Origin of the sequence: Mycobacterium sp., assembly GCF_019247635.1 — a bacterium.
Classification (GTDB): domain Bacteria; phylum Actinomycetota; class Actinomycetes; order Mycobacteriales; family Mycobacteriaceae; genus Mycobacterium.
Genome location: NZ_JAFBAR010000101.1, coordinates 43,081 through 56,389 on the forward strand (window position 1 = coordinate 43,081; position 13,309 = coordinate 56,389).

The following is a 13,309-nucleotide window of genomic DNA, read 5'->3' on the forward strand; positions in this document are numbered from 1 at the left end:
ATGTTTAGTTTTCTCATCTAGTTTTGGGTTTTTCTCATCTAGTTGAAGTGGCGGCTCCGCACAAAGGCACCGGAGGCTGGGGATGGACGAGGCGACGCAAATGATCACCAACAATCAACCGCGACTCGAGCTACGGGCCGGCGGACGCACCTGGCAGGCGACCGCCGGTCGCAGGTGGACCATCGGTCGCGCCAACGAGGCCGATGTGCGCCTGGAGAATCCGCGGGTGTCGCGCGACCATGCGGTGCTCGAGCCCACGCCCGCGGGTTGGGTTCTGACCAACCACAGCAACAACGGGATGTTCGTGGACGGGCAGCGGGTGGAGCGGGTGACGATTCATCAGCCCGTCACGGTGGTGCTGGGTTCCGCGTCCTCCGGCGAGATGCTGCAGCTGTTTCCGATAGCCCAACCTGCCCAACCCGCACCACCGGCAGCGCCCGCTCCGCCTGTACAGCCTGTCCAGCCGCCCCGCCCGCCGCAACCGCCGCAGCCCCCCGCCCCACAGCAGGTCCCCACCCGGATGCAACCCCCGCCGCAACAAGCGCCGCCACAGCCACAAGCGCCGCCACAGCCACGCCCGATACCGCAGCAGCAACCGCCAGCTGCCCAGCCCGTGCCGGCCGCTCAACACCCGCCCACGCCGCCGGCTTCGATGGGTCAGACCACCGTCGCCCGGCCGCCGACGGCGGTGCACGCGATCGACCAGCTGCTTGTCACGATCGGCCGCGCGCCGGATAACAACGTCGTCCTCGACGACCTGCTGGTGTCGCGCCGCCATGCGATGCTGCGGCGCTCGGGCAGCCAGTGGGAGCTCGTCGACAACAACAGCGCCAACGGAACCTACGTCAACGGCAATCGGATCAGCCGCGCCGTCATCGGACCCGACGACGTCGTCGGCATCGGCCACCAACTGCTGCACCTCGCCGGTGACCGGCTGGTCGAGTACGTCGACACCGGCGACATCTCCTACGAGGCATCCAGCCTGCGGGTGGAGACCAACAAGGGCAAGGTGCTGCTCACCGACGTCAGCTTCGCGCTGCCGGAGCGGTGCTTCATGGCGGTGGTGGGGCCAAGCGGCGCCGGCAAATCCACGCTGTTGGGTGCGCTGACCGGATTCCGGCCCGCCAGCACGGGCTCGGTGCAGTACGCCGGCCGTGATCTCTACAAGAACTACGCCGAGCTGCGACACAGGATCGGCTTCGTGCCGCAGGACGACATCCTGCACACGCCGCTAACTGTGCGGCGCGCGCTGAATTATGCTGCGCGGCTGCGGTTCCCGCAGGACGTCTCGTCCAAGGAACGCAAGGAGCGCATCAACGAGGTGCTCAACGAGCTCGGGCTGGCCGCGCACGCCGACCAGCGCATCGACAGCCTGTCGGGCGGTCAGCGCAAACGCACCAGCGTCGCGCTCGAGCTGTTGACCAAACCTTCGCTGCTGTTCCTCGACGAACCAACCTCGGGTCTGGACCCGGGGTACGAGAAGTCGGTCATGCAGACCCTGCGCAGCCTGGCCGACGACGGCCGGTCGGTGGTGGTGGTCACCCACAACACCGCTCAGTTGAACCTGTGCGACCGGCTGCTCATCCTGGCGCCCGGTGGGCGCCTGGCCTACTTCGGCCCGCCGCAGAAGGCGCTCAGCTATTTCAACTGCAGCGACTTCGCCGACCTGTTCAACCTGCTCGAACACGACACCGCCACCGACTGGACCGGCAAGTTCGTCGCCTCACCCCTGCACGAATCCCTCACCGGCCCCCGCCCCGCCGTGAAGCCGGCACAGCCCGACGGCCAGGCCCCCGCAAAAGCGGCGCGTCAGCAGAGCGCCTTCGCACAGTTCGTCACCCTGTCGCGCCGGTACCTGGCGGTCATCGCCGCCGACCGGCAGTATGCGGTGACCTTGCTGATCCTGCCGCTGCTGTTGAGTCTTTTCGCGTACGCGGTCCCGGGCAACGCCGGATTGTCGCTGTCCAAGGCGGAGACGGCCAGATCCGGGCAACCCTCGCAATTGCTGGTGTTGCTGATCATCGGCGGCGGACTGATGGGTTGTGCCGCATCGATCCGCGAAATCGTCAAGGAGCGAGCTATCTACCAGCGCGAACACGGCATCGGCCTGTCGCGCGGGGCCTATCTTGCCTCGAAGTTGGTGGTGCTGACCGCTCTGACCACCGCACAGGGGCTGATCGTCGGGTTCCTCGGAGCCCTGTTCCGGCCAGGACCGGATCAGTCGGCGTTGCTCCCGTGCCCGGAGGGCCACATCTGCCCGTTGGGCGGTCCTTTCCCCAGGGTCGAAATCGCTATTGCCGTCGTCGCGGTCACCGTCGTCTCCATGATCATCGGCTTGTTGATTTCGGCGATCATCGGCAACGCCGACCGGGGCATGCCGCTGCTCGTTCTGGTCGTGATGGCCGAACTCATCCTGTGTGGCGGCATGTTCGGGGTGGCCGGCCGGCCGCCGCTGGAGCAGCTGGCGTGGCTGTCGCCATCGCGGTGGGCCTTCGCGATGGGCGCCTCGACCGTCGATCTCAACGACCTGCGCCGGAGTCTGGGTAGCGATGAAGATCCACTGTGGGACTACTCGAGCCAGACCTGGCTGATGGCGTTGGGCGCGTGCGCAGTGCAGGCCGTGGTGCTGATCATTCTGCTCTGGATACGGCTGCGGCGAATCGACCCGCAACGCAAGGCCGCGAAGTGAGGCTACCGGTCAGGTCGCGTACTTCAGTACCAGTGGGAAGCTGCTGACGGCCACCGACTGGCAGGACACCTGCACCGACAGCACCCGATAGCCGACGTAGTAAACGACGAACGACCAGGCACGCCGGGCGTTCGCGCGCCGGGTCGACGCCAGCGCCAGCCCGCCGATCAGGCCGGCCAGCGCGGCCAAAACGGCCCCGGCAAGCGGCTTGGCCTTGAGGTCGGTCCCGGTGGTGGTGCGCATCCTTCTCCCCTTTTGGTGCGCCCACGGTTGGGCGCCTGAATAGAGGTTGAGCCCACCCACTTACTGCTTCCTTGAAAAATCCTTGGAATCCTTTGCGGGGGACCTCGCGACGTGCTGCGATGGGATCGTTCGCGATCGGCCGCGAGTTGGTATGGTCGGCGAGTCCAACCTTGGTTTGGAGGGTCAGATGAGCGACGAGCAGGGCTCGCGGGTGGGAACGACGTTTGGGCCCTATCACTTCAAGCGGCTACTGGGCCGCGGCGGGATGGGCGAGGTCTACGAGGCCGAGAACACCGTCAAGGAATGGCCCTGCGCAGTCAAGCTGATGTCGGAAAGCGTCAGCAAGGATCCGGTGTTCCGCGAGCGGATGAAGCGCGAAGCGCGCACCACCGGGCGTTTGCAGGAACCGCACGTCGTGCCCATCCACGACTACGGGGAAATCGACGGCCAGCTGTTCCTGGAGATGCGCCTCATCGACGGCGTGGATTTGGACAGCATCCTCAAACGCTTCGGTCCGCTGACCCCGCCCCGCGCGGTGGCCATCATCAGCCAGGTCGCCTCGGCCCTGGACGCCGCCCACGCCGCCGGCATCATGCACCGCGACGTCAAACCCCAGAACGTTCTGATCACCCGCGACGACTTCGCTTATCTGGTGGACTTCGGCATCGCCAGCGCCACCAGCGACGAAAAACTCACCCAACTGGGCACCGCGGTAGGCACGTGGAAATACATGGCCCCCGAACGGTTTTCCAACGACGAGGTCACCTACCGCGCCGATATCTACTCGCTGGCCTGCGTGCTGCACGAGTGCCTGACCGGGGCCCCGCCGTATCGCGCCGACAGCGCCAGCATGCTGGTCACCGCCCACCTGATGGACCCGATCCCGCAGGCCAGCACGGTCCGAAGCGGCATCCCGAAAGCGCTCGACGGTGTGATCGCGCGCGGCATGGCCAAAAAGCCCGAAGACCGCTACGCCAGCGCCAGCGATCTGGCCCTGGCCGCCCACGAGGCGCTCAGCACGCCCGACCAGGACCACGCCGACAAAATTGTGCGGCGCAGCCAGGAGGCCACCCTGCTCGGTCCGCAACCGGACGCTGCGCCGCCTCCCGCGGCGACGATGGCCGGCACCGCATTGGCCCCGTCGATGCCGACCGGCAATACCCCACCACCCGCGCCTCCGCCCACGCCCTACTCTTATCCCGGTTCCGGGCCGATGCCGGCCGCCGCGGGATCGGGCCCGCAGCCGTCGCAGGGCCCTTCGTGGGCCCCGTCCAGCGGACCGGTGCCGACGCCGAGCGGGCCCACTCCGCAGTACCAAGGTGGCGGCTGGGGCGGCCAGCCCCCGAGCGGACCGTCAGCGCAACAGTTCGCCGGCGCGCCGTCGTGGAACCAGGGCCAGCCCCGGAAACCGCGCAACCCATGGCCCATCATCGCCGCCGTCGCCGGCGTGCTACTGGTTGTCGTCGTCGGTGCGGCGGCCATCGTGATGTTCACCGGAGACAGCGGCGGCGGCACGACGCCCACCTCGACATCGCCGCCACCGAAACCGATCGCGGAGGACCGACTCGCCGGCCTGTTGCTGACCAACCCGGAACTCAACACCGCCATGGGATCGTCGACGATGCAGGCCGGAAAACCCATCACAGCGATGGACACCTCGCCGGTGACGCTGTCCAGCCCGGAATGCCAGGGAGCCCTCTACACCAGCCAGGAGCCCACCTACTCCGGCACCGGCTACACGGCAATCAGCGGCCTGATCTCCTCTGAGCCCGGGGACAACTACGAGCACTTGGTCGACGAGTCCGTGGTGAGCTTCCCGTCCGCCGACAAAGCCACGGCCTTCGTGCAGTCTTCGGTGGACAAATGGAAAGCCTGCGCCAGTAAAACGATCACGATCACGAGCAACGGCAAGACCTATCGGTGGACGTTCTCTTCGTTCAACGGCAACACACCGAACATCTGGATGACGCGCACCCAGGAAGGCGCTGACGGATGGGCGTGCCAGCGCGCGCTGAGCGTGGCCAACAATGTGGTCGTCGACATCAACGCATGCGGTTACAAGATCAACAACCAGGGCAGCCAGATCGCAGACCAGATCGTCAAGAAGATCAACAGCCTGTCCTGACCCGGACCTAGGGCAGATCCGGCCCTTCGGCGCGCAGGTCGTCGACCGCTGACATGGCGGTGCGCAACTTGGCCAGCCACTCCTCGGCGTGCTCGCCGACAAGCTTGACCGACCATGCCAGCGCGTCGGCCCGCGACCGCGCGACACCGGCATCGACCAGCGTGTCGAGCACCTGACGTTCGGGTTGCTTCAATCGCGTCATCACGGGGACCGCGATGTGGGTGAAGAGCGTGCGCTCGCCGCCGACTTCGACGCCCCAGGAAACCTTGCGGCCGTAGCGATTCTGGGCTTCGTCGGCGATGTTCATCCGTTCGGAACGGGTTTCTTCGCGGAAGCGCGAGACCCGACCTTCGGTGCGGTCCCCTGTCTCTTCGGCTGCGGCCAGCTTGCCGATGACGGTGATCTCTTCCCGGTCGACGACCACTGTGGGGTCCCCGTCGAACCAGTCCTCGGGCAACCGGCCGGCGAACCACTCCGGCGCGCCGCTGGCGTCGGGTTGCTGGGCTTGTTGCCATCCGCCAGGGCGCCCATACCGTCGCCCATGTTCGTGGTGGTGTTTCATCATGATTACATAATTACACTGTTACAGCAGCAAGGGAATGGCGTTCACTGACGGTGAACTCACGGCCGCTGGCCGTGCGGAAACCCGTTGATATCAGCCGTCGGGCGTTGTACTTTTGGAAACGAAGCAGGCCCGGAAGTGACCGATTCAAAGTGCCGGAAGACAGGGTGAGATCCGGCCGCGCAGGTCCCGCGCAAGACGGGTGCCAAGCGCCCCAAGTGTCCACCGGGCCTGCCCACTTGTGTAGGGCCGGTTTTCTCCGCCGAGCAGACGCAAAAACACCATGTGGGGCCCAAATTGGGTGACTTTGCGTCTGCTCGCGCTGGTATGCGCCGCGTACGCGCCCAGTTACGCGCCCGCGTCAACCCCGGCGGACCCGAAACAGCTTGACGTCGTTCTTGATGCCCTTGAGCCGGCGCGGACCCGCGAACGACCCCTCGAAGATGCCCATGTCGCCGACGACGTCCCAGACCGAGTCGGCCACCAGCACGGTGCCCGGCCGGGCCACCCCGGTCACCCGGCTTGCCACGTTCACCGGGTTACCGAACCAGTCGCCGGCCCGGCTCACGGCCATCCCGGAGGCAACGCCGGCCCGCAACCGGGGAAAGTCGTTGTCGGTGTCGACCACCTCGACCAGCTTCAGCACCGTATCCAGCAGGGGCACCGGGTCCTGACACACCAGCATCACCGCGTCACCAATCGTCTTGACGAACCGCACCGGCGGTGAGGTGATGTCACGGGCGAGGTCGGCCAGGCGCCCGGCCAGTTGCCCCAACTCCTCGGGCGATACCACCTCGCCCAACCGGGTGAAGCCGACGACGTCGGCGAAGGCGACGGTGATTTCGCGCGCCCCCGCCAGCGGCTGACCCGCGGCCCGCTCCGCGGCATTGATCGCCTCGGTCTCCATCGCGTGCCGCAGATGCATGAAGAGCATGTCCCGGATCATCGGGCCGAGCAGGGGCGCGATCTGACTCACCAGCGCCCGTGACGCCTGGGCGATCTCCAGCTCGGTCGCCTTGGGGCGGATGATCGCGGCCAGCGCGGTGTAGCGCATGACCTCGGCCGCGTGTGACAGCCCCTCGGCGAGCACCCGCGTCACCAGCACCACCTGATCGGCATCGAGCCCCAGCTCGATGAACCGCCGGGTGTATGCGGCCACCTCACCGTCGGCGCGCATGTGCACGACCGCATCGGGGTCGTCCACCCTGGCCAGCCCGATCGCGCGCTGCACGCGCTGTAGCAGACCCAGGTCGATTCCGTGGCTCTCACTGATCTCCCGCGTGGACACATACGTCCCGTCGTCACCGACCAGGTGGCGGGTGGCCAGCAGGATCGGCAGGTTGGTCGCGCGGATCTCCTCCACGGTGACGCCCTGCTCGAGCAGCCATTCGATCAACTCGGCGCGCTCGGCGCGCGCCGGACCTTCCAAGCCGTCAAGAAGGTCGGGGTGCAGGTCTTCGTGCACAGGCCCAACGTATAACGGGACACGCGCTCATGTACCCGATGACTGCAGCACCTCCCGCAGCCGTCGGCCGGCCAGTTATGACACCCGCGGCCGCCGGTGGGCCCACGGCCTGGCTTCTTCGATCTGCGCGGACAGCGACAGCAACGTCGTCTCGTCGTACGGCCGGCCGACGAGCTGGACCGACATCGGCAAGCCGTCGTCGTCGAGGTCCCACGGCACTGCCGCGGCGGGTTGGCCGGTCAGGTTCCAGACCGGGAAATACGGGACCCGCTGCGCCACCAGCAGCAGCGTCGAGATCGCGCCCCGGTTCCGGTAGGCACCGATGCGGGACGGGCCGTTGGCGGTGCCCGGCGTGACGACAACGTCGACGTCGTCGAAGATCGACTGAATCCGGGCGCTCACGGCTCCCTCGGCGGCGCGCACGGCTTCCATCCGCCGATCCGAGAAGAACGAGCCGAGACGCGCCATGTTGCGGGTGCGCGCTTCGAGTCGTTCCGGGTGGGCCTGCGCGTCCGCGTCGTCGTAGATGCCACGCAGATAGCGGGGCAAGAAGTTCGCGTACATCGCAGGCACCGAATATTCCGGGTCGCGGACCACCACGTCGTGCCCCAGTTCGCGAAGCAACACACCGGCCTCGTCGACCGCGGCCAGCTGACGCCGTCCGACCCGGACGGGCAGCGTTGGCACCTTGGTGCTCAACGCAATTCGCAATCGGCCGGGGCCGCGCGCCGCGGCGGCGAGGAACTCACCCTGCGGGGCCGGGGCACCGGACATCGTTGCGGTCGCATCGAGGAACAGCGCCGCGTCGGCCACCGACCGCGCGATCGGCCCATTGACAGACAGGCCGTACCACGCGTCGTCGTGCGGTTCCAGCGAGACCCGGTCGCGCTGCGGCTTCAGGCCAAACACGCCACACCAGCTCGACGGGATCCGGATCGAGCCACCGCCGTCGGATCCCAGTGCGAACGGAGCCAGCCCCGCGGCGACGGCGGCCGCACTGCCCCCGCTGCTGCCGCCCGGCGTGCGGCCGGAATTCCACGGGTTGCGGGTGGCACCGAACGTCAGCGACTCGGTGAAGGGAAACACCATCAGCTCCGGCACATTGGTCTTGCCGATGATCACCGCGCCCGCCGCGCGCAGCCGGCGCACCACTTCCGCGTCGCAGCTCACGGCCGGACCGTGGCCACCGCTGCCATAGGTCGTCACCTCGCCGGCGACGTCGACGTCGTCTTTGACGGCGATCGGCACGCCGAGCAGGGGCAGCCGCTCACCGGCGTCGAGACGTTCCTGCGCCGCGTGCGCCTCGTCGCGGGCGCTGTCGGTCAGCACCACGCGATAGCTGCGCAACTCGCTGTCCAGGCGCCCGATCCGGCCCAGGTAGACCTCGAGCAGTTCCGGCGCGGTGAGTTCGCCGCCGGTGAGCATCCGAGCCTGTGCGGCCGCGCCGGCGAATGCCAGGTCGCTAGCGTCCACCGCCGCAGCGTATCCGCTGCCCCAGGCAGACAGGGGGCCGGTACCGTGACGGCATGTCCTGCGTGTTCTGCGCGATCGTCGCCGGGGAGGCCCCGGCCATCCGGATCCACGAAGACGACGGTTACCTGGCCATCCTCGATAGCCGCCCATTCACCCGAGGTCACACCCTCGTGCTGCCCAAACGACACACCGCGGACCTCAGCGATACGCCGCCGGAGACGCTGGCCGGCATGGTCACCATCGGTCAACGGATCGCACTGGCCGCCCGTAGCACCGAACTGGCCGACGCGACCAACATCGGGATCAACGACGGCCGCGCCGCGTTCCAGACGGTGCCCCACATCCACCTGCACGTCCTCCCGCGCCGCAACGGCGACAAATTGTCGCTGGCCACGGGCATGTTGCTGCGCCGCGATGCCGACGGGGAATCCACCGGCCGCATCCTGCGCGCGGCGTTGGCACGCATCGATTCCGGTAAGTAAGGCCAGCCGGACGGGCCCGCGGAGTTTATTCTGCTAGTTACCGCAAAGTAGGGATTCAGGGTGGAGCGGCTATGAAGCGCTGGGCGGCAATCTCGTGCCCGCTGTCCGGCCTGAACATGGCCGCCGCCAGTTGTTCCGTCATCGCGGGATATGGGCTCGCCGCGGCGCTGGTGGTCACCTCGTGGGTGTTCGGGTGGCACGGGGTCTACGCGCCGGGGCGGGTCGATCAGCTGATCTCGGTGCTGTGCCTGGGCTTCGCCGCGGCGTGCGCCGGCAGGGCGACATGGTTCGCGGCCGGGCGCCGCAGACTCGGATGGCTGGCGCTGACAACGGCCCTATTGGGGTGGGCGGTCGGGGAGGTCATCTGGGCGCTCTACGACGTGCGCCCGGACGTTGACCACGCCGCCCACCCGGCGGCGGCGGAGGTTGTGCTGCTGTTGTACCCCTTCGGCGCCATCACGTCGTTGCTGCTGCTGGCCGAGCGCACGCACCGCAGCCGATGGCAACTGGCGCTGGACGGCGTCATCGTGGCGAGTTCGCTGTTCGTGGCGTCGTGGGTATTCATCCTCAGCAAATTGGTCCGCGAAGGCAATACCGGGCAGCTTGCAACGCTGATTCACGTTTTCACCGATGTCGTCGTCATCACGACGGCGATCCTGACCCTGTCGCGGGCCCGTCCGGGCGGACGGCGCAGCCTGAAGCTGTTAGCCGGCGGGATTGGGACGATCGGTGGTGCCGACATCGTGGTCGTGTTCCACGCCGGGGTCGGTAGCCTGCACACCGGCGACCTGCTGGACCTGGCCCGGGTGGCCGGGCTGGGAATGCTGGCACTGGCGGCGCTGGCCAGCGTCAAAGAACCCCCGGCAGCGCCGCCGGCCGCCATCACGTCGCGCGCGCGGCTGTGGCTGCCGTACCTGCCGTTGCTGCTGGCCGCCGGCGTCGAACTTGGCCACACGCTACGCCAGATGGAGCACGAACCGATGCCCGCCGCGCTCGGCATCCTGGTGGCCGCGGTGCTCGCCCGGCAACTCGTGGTCCTCATCGAAAACCAGGGCCTGTTATCCGAAGTCGCGCGGGAAGCGTTCCGGGACAGCCTGACCGGGCTCGCCAACCGGCCGCACTTCCTGCAGCGGCTGGAGCAGGCCGTGGCCCATCGCAGTCCGGAGGCCGAACCGATCGCGGTCATGTGCGTCGACCTGGACAACTTCAAGTCCGTCAACGACGCGCTGGGTCACCCGGCCGGCGACGAGCTTCTTGTCCGGGTCGCCGGCCGGATCACGGCCGCGCTGGGTGAAACGGGAACCGCGGCACGGCTGGGCGGGGACGAGTTCGCGGTGCTCATCGAGGGTCCCGTCGAGGAATCTCAAGCGGCGGCGCAGCGCGTCCTCGACTCCTTCACCGCGGCGATCGTGATCGACGGTGTGCCGTTGGCCGTGCGTCCCAGTATCGGATTCACGGTGGCCACTGCGGGATCGAATTACACCGTCGAAGACCTGCTCCAGCACGCCGACCTGGCTATGTACGCCGCCAAACGCGAAGGCGGCCAATGCATCCGCAGCTTTGTACCCGACCTGCCACTGCCCTATGCATTGCCGCAGCTCACCGAATCGGCGATATCCGTCATCAAAGCCGCGTCTGCGCCGCAGGGCGCGTCGCCGGCCGGCGCCGAGGACAAACGGCGACCGCGGGCGCTGCGGGCGTTCGCCGACGCCGCCCCGACGACACGCGACCATCCGGCCGATGCGCCCCCCGCGATTCAGTGGCCGCCGTTGTCGGTCCGAATCGGCATGGCGGTGTTCGCCGTCGGCCTGATTGTGTTCACCGCGTCGAGCATGCTGAGCCGGCATTCCGGCAACAATGTGTTCTGCGTGGATATCTTGTATCCAGCCCTGAACTTGTCGGCTGCCGCCCTGATCGCCGGTCGCGCGTACCGCATCAGGGCGGATCGCCCGGCGTGGAGCCTGATCGCTGCCGGTATGGCGTCTTCGGCTATCGGCGATGTCATCTACGCCGCGTCGGTGCCCGACGGCCAGTCGCCGTCCGCGGCCGATCCCGCCTATTTGGCGTTCTATCCGTTGGCCTACGCGGGGTTGTTGTTGCTGATGCGCGCACGCCTGAAGCGGGTTCCGGTTCCGCTGCGGCTCGACTCGCTTGTCTGCGGGTTGGCGATGGCCGCCGTGGCCGCGGCTCTCGCGGCGGGGCCGATCCACACCGCCGCGACCCGCACCCCGGCAACCGTGTTGGTAGGTGTGGTCTACCCGCTGGGCGATCTGGTCCTGTTGGCTCTGGCCGCCGGCATGCTGCCGATCCTCGGCTGGCGCAACGAGTCCCGCTGGGGTCTGCTGTCGGCCGGGTTCATTCTGTTCGCGGCGGCCGACACCGCGTATCTGTTCGAGACGTCCGCGGGCACCTACCGGGTCGGCACATTGCTCGACGCGTGCTGGCCCGCGGCGTCCTTGCTGGTGGCGATAGCCAGCTGGGCACCGTGGTCGTCGGCGGCACCCCTGCCCAGACGCGGACTCGGCTCCTACACCGCGCCGGTGGCGTGCACCGTGGTGGCGCTGGCCGTCACGGTGCTGGGCCCCAACTCACGGCTCGCGGCGTCGCTGGCCGCGCTGAGCCTGATCGCAGTTGCCGCGCGGTTTTCCGTGACCTTCCGAGACGTGAGTCTGCTGGCCGAAAGGCACAACCACGCCATGACCGACGACTTGACCGCGCTGCCCAATCGACGCGCGCTGGCGACGGCCCTGACGGCGGTGTGCGGCTCCAGCTCGCCGGGTGCGTTGTTACGGGTCGGCCTGCCCGCGCGCAGGTCATTGCTGTTGGTGAAACTCCATGAGTTCCAAGAGATCAACGATTCGGTGGGGCAGCGCTTCGGTGATGAGCTGTTGAGCCACATCGCAAAGCGACTCGCGAGCATCGTGCGTCGGGACGATCTGCTCGCCCGCGTGGGTGACGACCAATTCGCGATCTTGTTGGCCGAGGGTTCCGACCTGATCGCCGCGCGTGCCCAGGCGGGTCGGCTGCTCGAGGCGATGGCCGAACCGTTCGCGCTGGACCCGATGACCGTGCAGGTCGATGCCCGCATCGCCATCGCGCTCTACCCCGACCACTGTGACCATCCTCAGGAGTTGCTGTCCCGTGCCGAGACGGCGATTCCCCACGCCATCTCCGCCAAAAGCAAGATCGCCGTATACGACTCGGCCTATGAGCTGTACCGGGACAACGACCCCCACCTCATCGAGGAGTTGCGCGCGGCGTTGCTGGGCGACGAGCTGAGCTGTCACTACCAGCCCAAGATCAACGCGCGCGACGATAGCGTGCACAGCGTCGAGGCGCTGCTGCGCTGGCACCATCCCAGCCGCGGGTTGCTGCTTCCCGAGGAATTCCTGCCGGCCGCCGAGCGCGCCGGACTGATGCGCATGATCGCCAACCGCACCGTCAACGTCGCCCTCGACCAGATCACGTCCTGGCGCGCGCAGGGCATCGCCACGACCGTCGCGGTTAATCTGTCCACGACTAACCTGCTCGACCTCGACCTGGTCGGCACCATCAAGGAACTGCTGCAATGCCGCGGTCTGCCCGCCGACGCCCTGATCATCGAGATCACCGAAAGCACCCTGGTCGACTCGACGCGGTCTCGGAACACGGTCGCCGCGTTGCGCCGTCTGGGTGTTCGTATCTCGCTTGACGACTACGGCACCGGGTGGTCGTCGCTGGCGCGCCTGCAGGACGTCTCGGTCGACGAGCTGAAGCTGGACCGGATATTCGTGGCGCGGCTCGCCCAGGATCCGCGATCGGTCGCCATCGTGCGCTCCACCGTGGCGTTGGCGCACAGTCTCGGGGCCGACCTCGTCGCCGAAGGAGTCGAAGACAAGGCCACGCTGAACGCCCTGCGGCTGTACGGCTGCACCATCACCCAGGGCTTCGTGCACAGCCCGCCGCTACCCGCCGACGACATGACGCACTGGATCACCAGCCACGCGCCCGGTCCCGCTTCGCACAAACCTGAGCAAGCTGCGGTGACCGACTAGCTCGGCGACGGCGAGCGCCGGCACGGCGCGAGTTAGAAGAGCTCCTTGGCCAGCAGCTCCAGCGTTGCGACCCGCGCGGGCGCGGTGGCGGCCCGGGTGCCGCGGTGAGCGGAGGCGACCGGGTGCACCATCACCTCGTCGACGCCGAACCGGTCCGCCAGCGCCGTCAGCTGTTCGGCGGCTTCGGCCGGTGAGCCGACGACGGCCCGCCGCAATGCGCCGTCCACGATGTGCTG

8 protein-coding genes and 1 pseudogene are annotated in these 13,309 nt (G+C 67.9%); 4 read left to right on the forward strand and 5 right to left on the reverse strand.

Features of this window, described 5'->3' with window-relative positions; all coding sequences use genetic code 11:
- The first annotated feature begins 82 nt into the window (after window positions 1-82).
- On the forward strand, window positions 83-2,689 hold the full coding sequence (locus JO236_RS16655) for an FHA domain-containing protein (protein WP_293332543.1): 2,607 nt from the start codon (window positions 83-85) through the stop codon (window positions 2,687-2,689).
- 9 nt (window positions 2,690-2,698) lie between these two features.
- Here the strand turns inward: JO236_RS16655 and JO236_RS16660 are convergent, their stop codons facing one another.
- Entirely contained in the window at window positions 2,699-2,932 is a 234-nt protein-coding gene (locus JO236_RS16660; protein ID WP_293332546.1) for a hypothetical protein, read from the reverse strand.
- A gap of 187 nt (window positions 2,933-3,119) precedes the next feature.
- Here JO236_RS16660 and JO236_RS16665 point away from each other — a divergent pair, with 187 nt between their 5' ends.
- A complete protein-coding gene (locus tag JO236_RS16665; protein ID WP_293332549.1) occupies window positions 3,120-5,057 on the forward strand; it encodes a serine/threonine-protein kinase PknH/PknJ in 1,938 nt (645 codons plus the stop codon).
- 7 nt (window positions 5,058-5,064) lie between these two features.
- Here the strand turns inward: JO236_RS16665 and JO236_RS16670 are convergent, their stop codons facing one another.
- From JO236_RS16670 to JO236_RS16680, 3 genes are all read right to left on the reverse strand, one after another.
- Window positions 5,065-5,619 carry a hypothetical protein gene (locus JO236_RS16670; RefSeq protein ID WP_323802165.1) on the reverse strand — a complete coding sequence of 185 codons (555 nt, stop codon included), beginning with the start codon at window positions 5,617-5,619 and terminating at the stop codon, window positions 5,065-5,067.
- A gap of 361 nt (window positions 5,620-5,980) precedes the next feature.
- Complete coding sequence (locus JO236_RS16675) at window positions 5,981-7,084, reverse strand: adenylate/guanylate cyclase domain-containing protein (protein WP_293332555.1); 1,104 nt, start codon at window positions 7,082-7,084, stop codon at window positions 5,981-5,983.
- A 75-nt stretch (window positions 7,085-7,159) separates the two neighbouring features.
- Entirely contained in the window at window positions 7,160-8,557 is a 1,398-nt protein-coding gene (locus JO236_RS16680; RefSeq protein ID WP_293332558.1) for an amidase, read from the reverse strand.
- 53 nt (window positions 8,558-8,610) lie between these two features.
- Here JO236_RS16680 and JO236_RS16685 point away from each other — a divergent pair, with 53 nt between their 5' ends.
- Window positions 8,611-9,039 carry an HIT family protein gene (locus tag JO236_RS16685; RefSeq protein ID WP_293332562.1) on the forward strand — a complete coding sequence of 143 codons (429 nt, stop codon included), beginning with the start codon at window positions 8,611-8,613 and terminating at the stop codon, window positions 9,037-9,039.
- Between the two features lie 116 nt (window positions 9,040-9,155).
- Entirely contained in the window at window positions 9,156-13,073 is a 3,918-nt protein-coding gene (locus tag JO236_RS16690; protein WP_293332571.1) for a diguanylate cyclase domain-containing protein, read from the forward strand.
- A gap of 32 nt (window positions 13,074-13,105) precedes the next feature.
- Here JO236_RS16690 and JO236_RS16695 read toward each other — a convergent pair.
- A pseudogene (locus JO236_RS16695) lies at window positions 13,106-13,309 on the reverse strand (LLM class flavin-dependent oxidoreductase); the annotation flags it as partial.